This is a genomic window from Geofilum rhodophaeum, assembly GCF_002210225.1.
Classification (GTDB): domain Bacteria; phylum Bacteroidota; class Bacteroidia; order Bacteroidales; family Marinilabiliaceae; genus Geofilum; species Geofilum rhodophaeum.
In genome coordinates this window covers 1-15,686 of sequence record NZ_MWUJ01000026.1, presented here as the reverse complement: position 1 = coordinate 15,686, position 15,686 = coordinate 1, and the positions used below count along the sequence as shown (strand labels likewise).

The 15,686-nt window shown below is 49.0% G+C and carries 12 protein-coding genes; 3 read left to right on the top strand and 9 right to left on the bottom strand.

From position 1 onward, the window contains the following. Positions 1-221: 221 nt before the first annotated feature. Positions 222-950, bottom strand: a complete 729-nt coding sequence (locus B4W65_RS15415) for a hypothetical protein (RefSeq protein ID WP_088656070.1) — start codon at positions 948-950, stop codon at positions 222-224. Positions 951-968: 18 nt separating this feature from the next. After that, positions 969-2,984 carry an acetate--CoA ligase family protein gene (locus B4W65_RS15410; protein WP_394335461.1) on the bottom strand — a complete coding sequence of 672 codons (2,016 nt, stop codon included), beginning with the start codon at positions 2,982-2,984 and terminating at the stop codon, positions 969-971. 226 nt (positions 2,985-3,210) lie between these two features. On the opposite strand from B4W65_RS15410, the gene zwf reads away from it, so the two are divergent. Both zwf and pgl read left to right on the top strand, forming a co-directional pair. After that, entirely contained in the window at positions 3,211-4,737 is a 1,527-nt protein-coding gene (gene zwf / locus B4W65_RS15405) for a glucose-6-phosphate dehydrogenase (protein WP_088656068.1), read from the top strand. A gap of 11 nt (positions 4,738-4,748) precedes the next feature. Further along, positions 4,749-5,453, top strand: coding sequence for a 6-phosphogluconolactonase (pgl, locus tag B4W65_RS15400; protein WP_088656067.1), 705 nt, complete (start codon positions 4,749-4,751; stop codon positions 5,451-5,453). A gap of 2 nt (positions 5,454-5,455) precedes the next feature. On the opposite strand, the gene B4W65_RS15395 is transcribed toward pgl, so the two are convergent. Further along, a complete protein-coding gene (locus tag B4W65_RS15395; protein ID WP_088656066.1) occupies positions 5,456-6,247 on the bottom strand; it encodes a hypothetical protein in 792 nt (263 codons plus the stop codon). A 70-nt stretch (positions 6,248-6,317) separates the two neighbouring features. Here B4W65_RS15395 and B4W65_RS15390 point away from each other — a divergent pair, with 70 nt between their 5' ends. Beyond that, the gene (locus B4W65_RS15390; RefSeq protein WP_088656065.1) at positions 6,318-8,561 is read left to right on the top strand and encodes a sensor histidine kinase; all 2,244 of its coding nucleotides are present in this window, start codon (positions 6,318-6,320) and stop codon (positions 8,559-8,561) included. A 19-nt stretch (positions 8,562-8,580) separates the two neighbouring features. Here B4W65_RS15390 and B4W65_RS15385 read toward each other — a convergent pair whose 3' ends face one another. The 6 genes from B4W65_RS15385 to B4W65_RS15360 form a co-directional block, all read right to left on the bottom strand. Further along, a complete protein-coding gene (locus B4W65_RS15385; RefSeq protein ID WP_088656064.1) occupies positions 8,581-9,078 on the bottom strand; it encodes a SixA phosphatase family protein in 498 nt (165 codons plus the stop codon). Next, the gene (gene ppk1, locus B4W65_RS15380; protein WP_088656063.1) at positions 9,075-11,168 is read right to left on the bottom strand and encodes a polyphosphate kinase 1; all 2,094 of its coding nucleotides are present in this window, start codon (positions 11,166-11,168) and stop codon (positions 9,075-9,077) included. The genes B4W65_RS15385 and ppk1 overlap by 4 nt, the downstream gene beginning before the upstream one ends. An 89-nt stretch (positions 11,169-11,257) precedes the next feature. Further along, complete coding sequence (locus B4W65_RS15375; RefSeq protein ID WP_088656062.1) at positions 11,258-12,298, bottom strand: Fic family protein; 1,041 nt, start codon at positions 12,296-12,298, stop codon at positions 11,258-11,260. 132 nt (positions 12,299-12,430) lie between these two features. After that, positions 12,431-12,925 (bottom strand): metallophosphoesterase family protein, encoded by a 495-nt coding sequence (locus B4W65_RS15370; RefSeq protein WP_088656061.1) that lies wholly within the window; start codon positions 12,923-12,925, stop codon positions 12,431-12,433. A gap of 323 nt (positions 12,926-13,248) precedes the next feature. Further along, positions 13,249-13,758 (bottom strand): hypothetical protein, encoded by a 510-nt coding sequence (locus tag B4W65_RS15365; protein WP_088656060.1) that lies wholly within the window; start codon positions 13,756-13,758, stop codon positions 13,249-13,251. 3 nt (positions 13,759-13,761) lie between these two features. Then, on the bottom strand, positions 13,762-15,546 hold the full coding sequence (locus tag B4W65_RS15360; RefSeq protein ID WP_088656059.1) for a DUF3289 family protein: 1,785 nt from the start codon (positions 15,544-15,546) through the stop codon (positions 13,762-13,764). Positions 15,547-15,686 lie beyond the last annotated feature (140 nt).

Genomic DNA, 15,686 nt, shown 5'->3' with positions numbered 1-15,686 from the left:
GACCTTCAGAAAATTTCGTTCAAGCGCAGATGCAGCTGTATAAGCCTCTGAATGTTTCCGTAAGTGAACAAAGGAGTGAAACGTCAAAAACATCGCTGTCTGAGCCGTAGGCGAGTTTCGATGTTTTTAGTGAAACGACTGCAGTGAACAGGAAACAGGCAGCAGCGCAGAACAGCTGCATCAAGCGTATAAGAATGAAATTTTCTGTCAGGCGCAGGCTGTCAAAAAAACACCCCGACGTTCAGCGACACCCTTCCCACATCCCGCTTCTCCTTATAAGGCGACCGCTCAGAACTTTCCTCATCCAAATACTCATACACCTTGTAAGTCGATTGCAACGGCATCCAATCCGCCCCCACCACCAAAAAGCGGTAGCGCAAATTCGCCCCAATCACCGCACCCAAATTCAGCGACAAAAAAGAATACTCCTTGTACTCCAAACCCGCCACCTCAGCTTTGTAGCCCCCGTAGTACGACACCGTAGGTTGCGCCGTAGCATACAAATCGAGCAAAACCCTATCGACCAGTCGCGTAGTAATTAAAGGTCCCACCCCCGCACTAAAAAACAAGTAAGGCCGCTCCTCCAAATCGGGCAAAGCCTGGTGCACAGGATTCGGGTCCGACCACGGACTGTAAGTCGCCACCAAAGGCACAATGTAACCAATACCAAAACGGTTGCGGTTGATGTCCAAATCAAAATAACGCATAAAACCAAACTGCGCCATCAGTCCCTTATCGGTCAGCATAGCCTCCGCGGCACCCCCGCCCTGTCCAATTTCAGCATGCGGCAGAGCATTTCCAATTTTAATATAATTGGCATTGTACATATAAATGGCCTTACCCGTACGCTGGCAGTAAGTCAGATTCTCGGTATCAAAGCCACGCTGTGCCGCAGCGGGCAGCACAAAAGTCAGCAAAAGCAGCAAAAATAAAGGTTGCAGGGTTTTCATATTAAAATACAAGTAGGTTTAACGATGCAACAGCATACGGGCATCCACCACCAAAAGTTCCGCTTTATTACCAATCAGTGGATTCAAATCCAGCTCTTTTATCTCCGTAGCATAACGCAGTAAAGTGGACAAGCGCACCAATATTTCCGCAAAAAGCTCTTCATCCACCCCTTCGCGCCCCCGCATCCCCTGAATCACCCGATGGCTTTTCAGACTTCGAATCATCGAAGCAGCCTCCTCCATCGTCAAAGGCGCCAGTCCATGCGCAAAATCATTCAGCATCTCCACAAACACCCCACCCAGTCCCACCACCAACACATGCCCATAGCGCGGTTCATAACGCCCTCCAATAAAAAGTTCCATGCCCTCAGCCATCTTTTGTACCAGCACCCCTTCCACGCCCTCTATTTTCAGCATGCGACCATATTCGGCCAGCAAATGCGCCTCCGAACGGATGTTCAAAGTCACCCCGCCCACATCCGACTTATGCACCAGTCCCACCGCCTTCAGCGCCAGCGGATAGCCCAGTTCCCCTGCCAGCTTCACCAACTCCTTTTTCGAGTGCGCCACCCCTTCGGGCACCACCGGAATGCCGGCAGCCCGAAGCAGGGCATTCACCACAGCAGGACCCAGCCATCCGGCTTCTGCCCCATCAATCAGGCGACGAATCCCGGCCAAATCCACCCCCTCCATAAAAATCTCCTCCCGTGCCGGACGCGGTGTTTGCCAAACCTTGCCCAAAGCCCTGCCCAGCACCACCTCATCCGGAAAATTCACATGTCCCCTTGCCAAAAAAGCCTGCACCTCAGCATGGGCACTGCTGGTCGAGGGTAAAATCGGAAAGACCGGCTTTTTACAGGCCAGCACCTGACGGTGAATCACCTCAAAAGCATCGAATACCTGCGTGAGACCCGTACTCCCAAAAATTACGATCATCCCGTCAATACCCTCCAGTCCGTCACAATAAGCCAGCACCTGCCGCAACTGTTCGGCCGTACCCGTTGCCAGAATGTCCACCGGATTGCCCACGGCAGCACCCGCGTTCAGCATCCCCTTCAAATCGGTCTGCGCCTGCACACCCAAAGCAGGAATCTGCAAGCCCCCCTCACTCAAAGCATCCGCCAGCATCACCCCCGGTCCCCCCGCCTGGGTCACAATAGCCAGTCGCTTACCCTGTAAAGGCTTGTAGCGAAACACCGAAGCCACCGCCACCAACTCCTCCCTGCCCGCACAACGCACCACCCCGGCCTTTCTAAACAAAGCCTCCACCGCCGAGTCGGTACTCGCCAAAGCCCCCGTGTGCGACGAGGTCGCCCGCTGTCCCGCCTCCGAAGTCCCCGACTTAATCGCCGCAATACAGCAGCCCTTACGAATCAGCGAAGCGGCATGGCGCAAAAACTTATCCGGATTTTTTAAATCCTCCACATATATCAACTTGATGGGGGCACTCACCCCCGGCTTATACGACACGTCCCAGTGTTCCAGCACCTCCTCAACCCCCACCTGCACACTATTGCCCACCGTCAATATCGACGCAAAAGTCAAACCCTTTGGCAAAGCCGCCTCCAGAATAAAGACCGCCGTCGCCCCCGAGCCCGACACAAAATCGCAGCCTCCCGCATCCAAACGGGGAACCGGTGCCGTAAACACCCCGTTGTACACCGGCGTCAGCACCCCAATGCAATTGGGACCAATCAACACCCCATCCACCGCCTCCACCTCAGCCAACAAAGCCTCCTCCAAAGCCCTGCCTGCCGGTCCCTCCTCACCAAAACCCGCCGACACCACAATAAAAGCCCGCGTACCCCTTTGCGCCAGGTCCCGCACCAAAGGCACACACAAATCCGCCGCCACCGCCAAAATAGCCAGGTCCGGCACCACCGGCAAATCACTTACCGCAGCAAAAGCCTCCACCCCCTGCACGCTGTCCTTACCAGGGTTCAAAACCATTAAATCGCCGGAATAGCCCCCCTCCAGCAAATTCTGCAGCAACTTGCCACCCGGCTTCGAGCGCTGCTCGGAGCCCCCGGCCACCACAATGCGCTTCGGGGCAAAAAGTTCTTCTCTTATCATTTGTTTCTATCCCTTATTGAATACAGCAATTACACCTCAGCAAAAAGCACTGACATACAGCACTATAACCCCCTTCAACCCATCCCCTGCCGACAGGGCCTTTCATCAAATATAGCGCAAATTTTAGTACCTTTACCAAACGAAAACGCCCCGGCGTTGTTGATACAATATCGCAAACACAAAATCCATGAGAAAACCAGAAAAACACATACTCGTCATTTTTGGCGCCTCGGGCGACCTGACCTACCGCAAATTGGTGCCCTCGGTATTCGATCTGTACTATCAAAATCTGCTGCCCGAAGCCTTTGGCGTTTTGGGTCTGGGCAGGACCGACCTGGGTCATGCCGCCTTTCGGGAGAAGATGAAAGAAGGCATTGAGAAATACGCCATGACCAAGCCCAAAAGCGAGGAACAGCTCGAGCTGTTCCTCGAGAAACTGTATTACTACGCCTTCAACACCAAGGAAGAAGCCGAGTACGCCGGTTTTAAAGGTCAACTCGAGAGCCTCAACGAAAAACTCCAAACCGGACACAACTTCATCTACTATCTGGCCACACCGCCCAGTATGTACCCCGTAATACCGGCACATTTGGCCAAGTACGACCTGCATCTGAGCGACCAGGGCTTCAAGCGTCTCATCGTTGAAAAGCCCTTTGGCTACGACCTCGAAAGCGCCCAGAAACTCAATCACCAGTTGCTCGAGTCCTTCCGCGAAGACCAGATATATCGCATCGACCACTACCTGGGCAAAGAAACCGTCCAGAACCTGCTGGTCACCCGCTTTTCGAACGGCATATTTGAGCCCCTCTGGAACCGCAACTTCGTACACCACGTCGAAATCACCTCCTCCGAAGACATCGGCGTAGGCAGTCGCGGTGGCTACTACGAAGGCTCCGGCGCCCTGCGCGACATGGTACAGAACCACCTCCTGCTGCTGGCCTCCCTAGTAGCCATGGAGCCCCCCGCCGTAATAGGAGCCGACAGCATGCGAAACGAAATAGTAAAAGTGTTGCAATCGCTGCGCCCCATCAAAGAAGAGGAAGTCGAGAAATACGTCATCCGCGGACAATACACCGCCAGCGAAATCAAGGGCAAAAAAATGCCCGCCTACCGCGAAGAACCCGGCGTAGCCCCCAAGTCGCGCACCGAGACCTTCGTGGCCATGAAATTTTTCATCGACAACTGGCGCTGGGCCGGCGTACCCTTTTACATACGCACCGGCAAGAGTCTGCCCACCCGCGTCACCGAAATCGTCATTCACTTTAAAACCACCCCCCACCACCTGTTTGCGCACGACAAAAACATCATGAACCGGCACAACCAGCTGGTCATCCGCATCCAGCCCGACGAAGGCGTACTGCTCAAATTTGGCATGAAAGTGCCCGGAGCCGGCTTTAACGTGCAAGACGTGAATATGGACTTCCACTACTCCGAGCTCAACAACACCTACCTGCCCAGCGCCTACGAGCGGCTGCTGCTCGACTGCATGCTGGGCGACGCCACCCTGTACTCACGCGGCGACGCCGTAGAAGCCGCCTGGAAATTCGTCGACCCCATCCTCAAAGCCTGGAAAAACCGACCCTGCATCAAAGTCCACGGTTACCCCGCCGGCACCTGGGGACCCGAAGAATCCGACGCCCTGGTCGACGACGTTAAAACCTGGCGCTACCCCTGTAAAAACCTCGCCGGCGACGGCGAATATTGCGAACTGTAAACGAGAACAAGATGCAACAACATATTTTTGACGACAAAGCCGCCCTGGCCGAACACTTTGGCCAGCTTTTGCGCCAGATGAGCCAGGAAAAAGAAAAAATTTACATTGCCCTTTCGGGCGGCAGCACCCCCAAAGCCATTTTCGACCACCTGGCCGAAAACTACCAAAAGCAACTGCCCTGGGAGCGCCTCTACTTTTTTTGGGGCGACGAGCGCTGCGTAGCGCCCGACCATGCCGACAGCAATTACGGGATGACCAAGACCCACCTGTTTGATAAAGTCCCCGTACCGGCCGACAACATTTTTCGTGTAAAAGGAGAACAGGAACCCACCAAAGCAGCCGAAGCCTACGAAATACAAATCGACCGCACCCTGCCCCAGGAAAACAACCTGCCCGCCTTCGACCTGATGTTGCTGGGCATGGGCGACGACGGCCACACCGCCTCCATCTTCCCCCACGAAATGACACTGTGGGATTCCCCCCTGCTTTGCGAAGTAGCCACCCATCCCGAATCGGGACAAAAGCGCGTGACCCTCACCGGTAAAGTCATCAACAACGCCCGGCACATCCTCTTTTTGGTCACCGGCAGCAACAAAGCCGAAAAAGTACAAGAAATCATCAAGCAGAGCGGCCAGTGGCGCAACTATCCCGCCGCCCGCACCAGCGCCGACAAAACCACCTGGCTGCTCGATAAAGACGCAGCCGCCCTGCTGTAAAGCTACAGCCAGCGCAGCTTCAGACCCAGGCGCAAGTACGAAAAGTCGATGTCGTCGAAATACGTGTATTTGGAATAGCCCACAAAAGGCATCAAACGGAAGCAGCCCAGCCGGGCTGCCTCCCAACCCAAATCGCCCGAATACTCCACCCGGTAACGACCCACCGAAGTATCCGCACTGTTTCTGAAACGCCCCTCCAGCTGCACCCTGTTGTCCCACAAATCCCACACAAAACCCGCCGAAGTATCAAAATAAGCCTTGTTGGGCGACAAAAACCAACTCAGTCCCAAACCATACTCCAACTTAAAATTCTTAATCGGCAAGCGCAGCATCACCACCTGCCAGTCGACCGACGACATACGGCCCGTCACATCCCCCACATTAATATAGCGCAGCTCCGAGGCAAACAAACCATAATTGGCCCGCAACTTCGGCGTCACCATCAGCGCATTCTCCCCAAAAGCAAAGCCCCCGGCCAAACTGCCCTCCAGTGAAACCAGCTCCGGTCGTTCATCGCGGTGGTACAACACCGCATGCTGTCCATAAGCAAAACCCGTGTACACCGCATAAGCCGTAACAAACACCACCGCCGAAGCCACCATCTCCCCGAAAGTTTCCCCCTCCACATCAAAATCCCAGTCTGAATCGTAAGTTTCGCGCACGCCTCCCGAAGAAGAAGTGCCGGACGATGCGCCCTTCGTTTCCGCCACCCGCTCGCGCACCTCGCGGGTCTGCCCCACCATGTTTGAGTGAAGAACAGCCGCCAACACCAGCAGCCCAATAAACCTTTTCATACAATAAAAATCAGGTAAAACAGGAAAATTATTTAAAAAAACAGTAATTTGAGGAACAAACCATCAGCCAATGAAGCAGCGCTACACCATACTTCTGCTCCTGTCTCTCTTTCTACTTCTGCCCCAACTCCGGGCCGAAGACCCTGCCGATGAAATCATCGACATCGTTGTACTCAACTCCTACCACCCCACCTTTCAATGGACCCGCGACATCACCCAGGCCATCGTCGACGAATTTGGCCACGATTCACGCTTCCGCATCTCCATCGAACACATGGACACCAAACGCTTTCACCTGCCCCGCCACCTTCAGGCCAATGTTCAGTACTACCGCGAAAAATACCACAGCATCGAAGTCGACGCCCTGCTTTGCAGCGACAACCATGCCTTTGAATTTGCGCTCCAACACGGCAACGACATCTGGGGCCAGGTCCCCGTAACCTTCTGCGGCGTCAGCAACATCACCGACTACGACATTGACAGCACCCGCTATAAAGGCATTCGCGAAGACCTCAACTACCGTGCCACCCTGGAGCTCATTGCCACCCTGCAACCCGAACTCGAAGAACTCATTGTACTGTCCGACTCCACCCTGAGCGGACAACTTTTTTCGCGACTGTTCGAGGAGACCGCCAAAACCATGCCAATTGACTTCACCTACCGCATCATTCACGCCACCGATGCCGAAAAAGTCGGCGCGCAACTCTGCACCCTCAACCCCAAAAACAAAGCCATTTACCTGCTCAGCCTCTACCTGCCCCGCAACGGCGCCACCCGCGAAATCATACAAGAAGCCGAATTTCTGCGTGAATGCCTCGATGTACCCATTTACGGCAACTGGGATTTCCTCTTTGGCGATTTCATTGCCGGCGGCATGGTACTCAAAGGTTACGACCAGGGACAAGCCGCAGCCCGCCTCCTGCGGGCGCGCCTCGAATCCGAACGCGACACCCTCCCCTTCTTAAGCAGCGTGCCCGAATACCTCATTACCGACTATAATGTACTGCAACGTTACAACCTGCATAATACACCACTGCCCAAAGGCAGCCAACAGATCAACCGCCCCGAAAACTACTGGCAGAAAAACCAACAGGAAATAGTGGTGGTGGGGCTCACCCTCGGCTTTTTAATGGTCGTTATTATGGTGCTTTTGCACCTGCTGGCCCGGCATCGTCAAATGGAACAAGCCCTCAAAAAAAGCGAAAACCGTCTCGAAATGGCCTTAGAAGGTGCTCGCATAGGATTGTGGGACGTAGACATGAAGCAAAAAACCCTGTTCATCAATTCCTGGGTAGCCACCCACCTCAATTACGACGACACCGAAATGGCCACCTTCCATTTAAAGAACTGGGAAAGAAATGTGCACCCCGACGATCAACCCCAGCTTCAGGAAGCCTTTGACATGCATAAAAAAGGCATCACCCCCACCCTTGACGGAGAAGCACGCCTGAGAACGGCCGAAGGCGGCTACAAATGGTTTTCCCTACACGGCAAACTCATTTCAAGAGGCGAAGGCGAAGAGCAACGCATGATCGGCATACTCATCGACATTGAAATTCAGCGCCAGTTTGAAGAGCAGCTGCGCCGCGCCAAAGAGCGCGCCGAAGAAAGCGATCGCCTCAAATCCTCCTTTCTGGCCAACATGTCGCACGAAATACGCACCCCCATGAACGCCATCCTGGGCTTCTCCGACATATTGTTGCAAGAACGGAACGACCCCACCGACAGTCAAAAATTTCTGCAACTCATCCGTTCCAGCGGCGAAAGTCTCCTTGCCCTCATCAACGACATCATCGACATCTCCAAAATTGAATCCGGACAGTTCTCACTCAACCTCACCCTTTTTGACCTGCACGCACTGCTCAGCAAACTCGAGCATTTGGCCCACACCCTAATGGATCAGAAGCACAAAAACCTGCGCTTCCACATTCACAAAGGGAGCCTAAGCACCAAGCTGATGATGGAAGGAGACCCTTTCAGAATAGAACAAATACTGACCAACCTCATCAGCAACGCCATCAAGTTTACTCAAGAAGGCAGCATCACCCTAAGCTACCAGCTGGAAGACGAAAACCTGTTGACTTTCAGCGTAAAAGACACCGGAAAAGGCATAGCCCCCGAACACCACCAATTGATTTTCGAGCGCTTTCGACAAATCAACCCACACGAAAGCAGCAATATGGGCGGCACCGGACTGGGCCTGGCCATCACCAAGAGTCTGGTACAACTCATGGGAGGAGACATACAAGTAAAATCACAAAAAAATCAGGGCGCCACCTTCCTGTTCCGATTGCCCTGCAAAATCTACCTGTAAAACAAATGCGAACTTCGGGCTATTTCAGCGCCTTCGGATAAATAAAATATTCCGATCGTCCCATTCCCACATTCATCTCGTCCCAGCTCTCAATGTCAAAAGAGATCACCACAGCCGCACAAGTCGGGAAATGGAAAAAGTGCTCCTGCGTCAGGCGCATACTCAGCGAAGCCATATCCGGATTGTGTCCCACCACCATCACCGTATCGGCCCCATCGGCCAAACGCGAAAGCTGCTCCAACATACCGGCCGTAGTGTCGCCATCGTAAAGAAAACGTGCCTCGTGGCGTCCTTCCACCGGCACCTGCAAAACACCCGCAAAAATATCGGCCGTTTGCAAAGCCCTAACGGCGGGACTGCTGATCAGCACCTCCGGGCGCAGGGCACGCACCAACAAATCACGCGCCACCAAATCGGCATCGCTGTGCCCCCTCTTCTTCAACTTACGCTCAAAATCAGACTGCGCATCGGTCAGCGCCTCCGTCTTGGCATGTCGTACCAAAATCAATCTCTTCATAGGTATAGGTTTTTGCCAGACTTCCGTTCCCGGTCCGCCAGCATTTTATAGGTATCCCATTGTGCACGCACCGGCTCACTGTCGCCCGTATCCACCGGTTCGTGTCCCAGATGCTCATTCAGCATACGCGCCTTCACATTATCGCGCAGCTGCAAATTAATAATATCAAACAACTCCTCCTGAATCCGCTCATCCTCAATCGGGAAAGTCGCCTCAATCCGCCGCATCACATTGCGGTTCATCCAGTCCGCCGAAGTCAAAAACACCTCCCGCTTACCGTTGTTGCCAAAAACCCACATACGCGCATGCTCCAGGTAACTGTCCACAATTCGCAGCACCCGTATGTTTTTACTAAAAGGCTGGTTGGGCACCAGACAGCAAATGCCCCTGATGATCAAATCGACCTTAACCCCCGCCTCACTCGCCTCATACAACTTATTGATCAAGGGCTTGTGCTGCATCCCGTTCATCTTCAGAAAAATGTAACCCTCCTTACCCTTCCGGGCCAGCTCAATCTCCCGCTCAATACGACGGAACAACTCATGCTTAAAATTAAACTGCGTCACCAGCAACTTCCTGAACACCGGAACAATCTCCTGATTCTCAAAATACTCAAACAGCTCCTCCAAATCAAAAATGTACTCCTCCTTACAGGTAAAAAAACCATGATCGGCATACTGCCGCGCCGTTTTCTCATTAAAATTACCCGTACTCAGGTAAGCATACGAGCGCTTTCGCACCCCACCACTGCGCCTAATCACCAAAGCCATCTTCGCATGCACCTTTAAACCCGGCAAACTGTATATAATCCGAATACCCGCCGCCTCCATCAAACGCGCCAGCTGCAAATTATTCTCCTCATCAAAACGCGCCTTCACCTCCACAAAAACCGTTACCCGCTTACCATTGCGCGCCGCACTAATCAACGAATTTACCACCGCCGAATTGCTCGCCACCCGGTACTGCGTCACCTTAATCTCCACCACCTTCGGATCCTGAGCCGCCTCATTCAAAAACTTCAGCACATAATCGAAAGACTGATACGGAAAATGCAACATGCGGTCGCGCTCCTTGATGGCCGCAAACATCGAACCGTGCTCCTCCAACTCATGCAAGCGAATGGGCTCCGGATGATTCAACTGATGCTCCGGCGCAAAAGGGTTCGGAAAATTAAAAAAGTCCTGAAAATTCAAATACCTTTCCCCAGCCACCAAGTCCTCCTTATACAAACCAAAGGCATCCTTCAAAACCATTAAAAAGTCAGCCGGCATCGCCCGGTCGTAAGTAAACAAGGTCGGCTCGCCCACCTTGCGCAGCCCAATATTACGTCTGATTTTTTCCACCAAATTGCCACTGAACTCATCCAAAATACCCAAATCGGCATCGCGCAACATCTTTACACAATAGCTCGACTCAATATCGTAACCCGGAAAAAGTTCCTGCAAATTAAAGCGCACCAAATCGTCGAGAAACACATAATAAAAACGCCTGTTTTTATCCGGCAAACGGATAAAACGCGGCAAATCATTCGTCGGCAGCTTCACAATGGCATAACGCGCCCTCCGTTTCTTATCCCCCTTTTCCTCCTTACCCTTCTTACGAAACAACTTAATCGCCAAATACAGCCTATTGTCACGCAAAAACGAGCGCGTACCCTTCGTCAGCAAAACCGGCTGCAAGTACGGAATCACCTCCCGGTAAAAATAATCACGAATAAAACGCTGATGATCCCCATCCGGCGGCACATCGCCCTGGTACAGCATCAAGCCCTCCTGGTACAAACCCGCCAAAATTTCGCCATGAAAAATACGACTGAACTCCTGCAAATGCTCATCCACTATCCGGTTGATCTCACGCAAGACCTTCACCGGCGAAGCCCCCTTCATATCCTCCAGCTCCTCCGGATCCACATTGTATTTGTACTCCGCTACCCTAACCTTATAAAACTCATCCAGATTCGACGAGTAAATCGACAGAAACTTCAGCCGCTCGTACAAAGGCAGCGAACGGTCCTTCGCCTCCTCCAGCACACGGTAGTTGAACGCCAGCCAGCTGATGTCGCGGTTAAAATACTTAAGGGTACTCATCATAGTCGAAACGAATTACCCCAAAGTATTAAAAAAAGTCCATACCCCGAAGCAAAAACCCCAAAAGTTTAAAGAGGCCGTACCACCAGTGTCTAGAAGTAGGTATTTACAGCAAATTCAAATTGTTGAATAAAAATTTCCTTAAACCTGGAAATATTGTTCTGTTCATAAAACAACAGCATAGCCTTCTTGTAATCAATAGAATCAACCGTCCTAAATGATAAGGGACAGTGCTTCTCATTCATTAATAGCGCATTGCTCACAATTCTTGCCGTTCTTTTATTTCCATCCATAAAAGGCTGTATATACGAAATCAAAACGAGCGCCAACAAGGCTTTTTCAAAAACACTTTTCTTTGCGTTAATTACATCACAAGAATTTCTTAATGCTTCAGAAATCTGAAATTCATTATCCAGTGGTCGATAGTTTGTCCCGGAAATACCTACTCGGCGTTTTCTAAGATTGCGCTCTACCAACAGTTCTTTGGTCAAAAGACTGTGAATGTCCTCTATTTTTGAAACAGATAAGGGATTCAAATAATCAGTATTTTCAATTATGAAATCCAAAGCATCCTTGTGATTCAAAAGCATAATCGCTTCTTCCTTTGTTTTTCCTGCTGCTGTTTCCCTGTCCTTGAGCAGTCGCTCGGTCTCCAATAACGAGTAGGTGTTCCCTTCTATTTGAGAAGACTTCCAGCTTAAATCGATGGCCAATCGTTCAAACTCCTTTTTATACTCAAGCTCCGATAGTTGAGAAATATTGTTCCGAAACTTTGCTTGAAGCAGGTTGAGCTGCTCTAATTCAGCTTCAGTAAAAACACCGTATTTGGCAAGAACCTCGTTGATAACAGAAAAATTAAAACCATCCTTTATCACTCTGTCATCAATTTCCTGCTCATAATACTGCTCAATGTCAATGGGGGCTAAAAGCTCAAATGCCGGGGAAATCACATACCTGGTTCCCTTACCTTGTCCAGTTGTTTCAAGGTAACCGTTGGCTACCAACTTTAATAATACTCTCTTTAAGGTCGCATAGCTGACAGAAAGGCCAGCATTATCGTGGACTTCTTTTGAGGAACAGGCGCCTCTTTGCCTTACAAAGTCTATTATTTGTTGTTCTCTTGAATCGATCATCCTGAACCATTTAGCTCACAAAGGTAGTTTATTTGGCTCATTATCGTGTGGATTTGAGCTGTATTTTCTCATAAAATGAGCTTGAACAGTTACTGCCTCCATTTGGTACCACCACCGACTCAATGATAAAATTCAGCGCCGGGCCAGCTCAATCACCTCCATGTCCCTGATGTTGCCCCCGTCGAGCACAAAACGCACCGCAGTGCGCACCTGATGAAAACCATTGTTACCCGCCGCCCCCGGATTCACATGCAGCAACTTCAGCGCCGGATCGTTCACCACCTTTAAAATGTGACTGTGCCCGCTGATGAACAACTTAGGCGGCTCTGCATAAATCTTCCCCTTAACCTGTGGCGAATAATTACCGGGGTAACCCCCGATATGCGTCATCAAAACATCCACCCCCTCGCACACAAACCGCTGAAACTCCGGAATCCGCCGCCGCATTTGTGCATCATCAATATTGCCATATACCGCCCGCACCGGCTTAAAATCCTCCATCACATCCAGCACCGCCTCCGAGCCCACATCCCCCGCATGCCACAACTCATCCACCTCGGCAAACAAATCCAAAAACTTCGGATCAAAAAAACCGTGCGTATCCGACAACAACCCAATTCTTTTCATAAAAACGCCACATTTAAAAGCTTCTGCTAAGAAACACAAAAGCGAGACAAATTGCTTTGCCCCGCTTGAAAAAGAGAAACCAGTTCCTCAAAGATACAATTTGAATCGAAGATCGACGGAGTCAAAGCAATTCACAACGGGTTGCCGCTAACGGTCACGTATATGAAATGTTTGGCAATTCGAAGCACAATTCTGTCCAGCTACCACAACTTTATAGACCCGCAGAAAAGCCCAATAAACCACTGATTGCCAAATATTTTATATACGATGTTGTAACCTGGCTGATTATTTATCAAAATAAGATTATTAGCTATTGGGTGAAGTCACTTTCCATACAAATAGCAATCTCGTTTCCAAGACCAAAATAATTCATCATCAGAAACACTGTCTGTTTGAATAAAAAAATCATAAACATCAGACGCATACCACACTAAAGTCTTTGACGCACATTTACTTTCATTCCAAAATATCCCCATGAGCCGGTCATTAGCATGGTCTTCAATCCTGTCAGACCCCCAGCCACTAATTTCCTCATAGTTTCTCGAAAACTTTTTTGTTTCTTCGTAAAAAGCGCGATAATAAGAGCCCGATTTATATTTTTTTATGGAATCAATGCTTAAGGTAGAATCATTAAATGCACTAATTAATTCTAAGAGCGCTATTGTGTCTTTTGGAGGATTAGTGATTACAAAATATTCATACATGCTCAATTCCTTTGTCACATTTGATTTATAAACACCTCCAATATTTTTCATTTGAATTATTTCTGTGTTTTTCTCTTGACTGCAGGATACAGACAAAACAAAAAGCAATAAAAACCAGCTAATCTTCATAATTTAAAATGATTGGTTGGTAATTGTATGAATACAAGTCATTTTTGTAATAAATGGTTTGTAGCCTCTAACATGTTGTAGCACATACCAAGCCCTAAACCCAGCTCCAAGAACAAACTTTTCTATGTCGGGAAAGTCTAATCCAAAATGGTCATATATCTCAATACGTAGTTTTGCATCAAAGGTATTGTTGGATTTTAAGTCATAATCTTCAATGTAAATCTTGTAAGAATGTGTATCGTTAACTGAAAAGGTTAAGCCATTTAATTTGTCTGCACCAGTAGCGAATTTAACACGGGAGGACTGGATTTTCTTGTCTTGAAACTCTATGTTGTTAATATTACCATTGTACTTTTTTAACTGTTCTTTCAAGTAAAAGATTACGCCATATTTATTAAAAAGGAACTCTTTCAATGTTGGATGATTTGCCAAGGCATTATTCAGATAGTCACTCGAGAATGGAGTTCCAGAGCTACTTCGGAAATGGTCAATAAGCGCCTTGCAATTATCCCAACCTCCTTTGAGGGAAACCCCTCTGGCTAAGATATACATATCGGCAAAAAGAGCTTCATCTGAAGAATTAGCTTGCACCCAAAACAGTTTATTATAGTCAATCAACTTTTCATTTGTGGTGGTTAAAAAAGTCATATCTTCAGCAACTGCTCCATCTACATCATAGCCTGGCTCTTTTGCCGATTTAGCAAAATACTTTGGCAATTCCCAATTAATGACTTTAGTCTTTGTCGAAACACTTTCTGTGGGACTGTTTAAATAGGGCATTACTGTGATTGTTTTTCCAGCCCATTCTTTTTCAATTGTAATTTTAACGGATTCTCCGGTTTCCTTTATCGGTTTTGAATTACCGTCTATTTTTAATTCCCACTTTACATTCTTCTTATCTTCAGCCGAAGGGATTTCTGAATATTGGGTAATTTTATAGATGATTGACTGTCCGGGCAAAGCCTCTGCCTCGCCCTCAACTTTTTCTATAAGTACTTTCTTCTCTTCCTGTTCAATGGGTGCAGAGGTGGCGACTGGTTTCCATTCTTTTTGAATATCACTTGTCTTCCAGCTTTTTTCATGTTTCACCACACTTCTGTTGCGGGTAATGGCAGGTGATAAGCGGAGAGCCATTTGCATAGGTCTGTCACCTTGTTGCATACTCTCTCGCAGCCCCACACAATAACAGTCCCAGAATTCAATTTTCATAAAATGAGGGTCATCACCCTTGTAGATTGCAAATTGACCTTCCTTTTTCGTGCCTAAAATAAGCCAATCCATGAATAACTCATCGTTTTCAGTTGAGTCAAATTCAATGGAGAAAAGCCCTCCAGCTAAGGAACTATTAATGCGAGCATCATTTAGCTCACTTGGGCGCAACAGCATATCGTACACCCCGGATTCATTCGGATTTAAGCCCCTGTCCAAGAATCTATTGCAACGTTCTTTTGAAAGGGTTTCATAATACTGGTCTTTTACAGAAGGTGTATTCTGATGCCCAAACCCATAGTTTAAGGTTTCATTCACCGCTAAATTCTGGAAAGGGCTTTCAACCATTCTCCTGCAATCATCAGCAATTTTTATATCTGTTCTTGTTGGGGTTATTCTGGGAACTTTTTTATGAGTAAAGGAAATAGGGGAATGTGAATCACAAAATTCATACGGAAAGTTCTTTTTAAGGAAAGCTCTGTAAAAGCTTTTGTCTGGATACACTGGTAAGAAATACTCATAAAACAAAGCGTTTAACCATCTGCTTTGTCCATCAATCGTAATTTTGGCTTTTATCATTGTGGGTAAAGGTTATAGGTTGCATATTTGGGTTTAGTCACTCTTTGCTAAAACGTAAAAATATAATTTTTCTTGTCCATGAGCAATTTAATTCTCTGAGGGCTTTTCAGCTTGGTTACAACGTGTGGCAATATAGTGCG

What these genes read in the sequence shown, in the direction of transcription:
- B4W65_RS15415 (WP_088656070.1), bottom strand. Translation starts at nt 950, where the DNA reads ATGAAAACCCTGCAACCTTTATTTTTGCTGCTTTTGCTGACTTTTGTG.
- zwf (WP_088656068.1), top strand. Translation starts at nt 3,211, where the DNA reads ATGAGAAAACCAGAAAAACACATACTCGTCATTTTTGGCGCCTCGGGC.
- pgl (WP_088656067.1), top strand. Translation starts at nt 4,749, where the DNA reads ATGCAACAACATATTTTTGACGACAAAGCCGCCCTGGCCGAACACTTT.
- B4W65_RS15395 (WP_088656066.1), bottom strand. Translation starts at nt 6,247, where the DNA reads ATGAAAAGGTTTATTGGGCTGCTGGTGTTGGCGGCTGTTCTTCACTCA.
- B4W65_RS15390 (WP_088656065.1), top strand. Translation starts at nt 6,318, where the DNA reads ATGAAGCAGCGCTACACCATACTTCTGCTCCTGTCTCTCTTTCTACTT.
- B4W65_RS15385 (WP_088656064.1), bottom strand. Translation starts at nt 9,078, where the DNA reads ATGAAGAGATTGATTTTGGTACGACATGCCAAGACGGAGGCGCTGACC.
- ppk1 (WP_088656063.1), bottom strand. Translation starts at nt 11,168, where the DNA reads ATGATGAGTACCCTTAAGTATTTTAACCGCGACATCAGCTGGCTGGCG.
- B4W65_RS15375 (WP_088656062.1), bottom strand. Translation starts at nt 12,298, where the DNA reads ATGATCGATTCAAGAGAACAACAAATAATAGACTTTGTAAGGCAAAGA.
- B4W65_RS15370 (WP_088656061.1), bottom strand. Translation starts at nt 12,925, where the DNA reads ATGAAAAGAATTGGGTTGTTGTCGGATACGCACGGTTTTTTTGATCCG.
- B4W65_RS15365 (WP_088656060.1), bottom strand. Translation starts at nt 13,758, where the DNA reads ATGAAGATTAGCTGGTTTTTATTGCTTTTTGTTTTGTCTGTATCCTGC.
- B4W65_RS15360 (WP_088656059.1), bottom strand. Translation starts at nt 15,546, where the DNA reads ATGATAAAAGCCAAAATTACGATTGATGGACAAAGCAGATGGTTAAAC.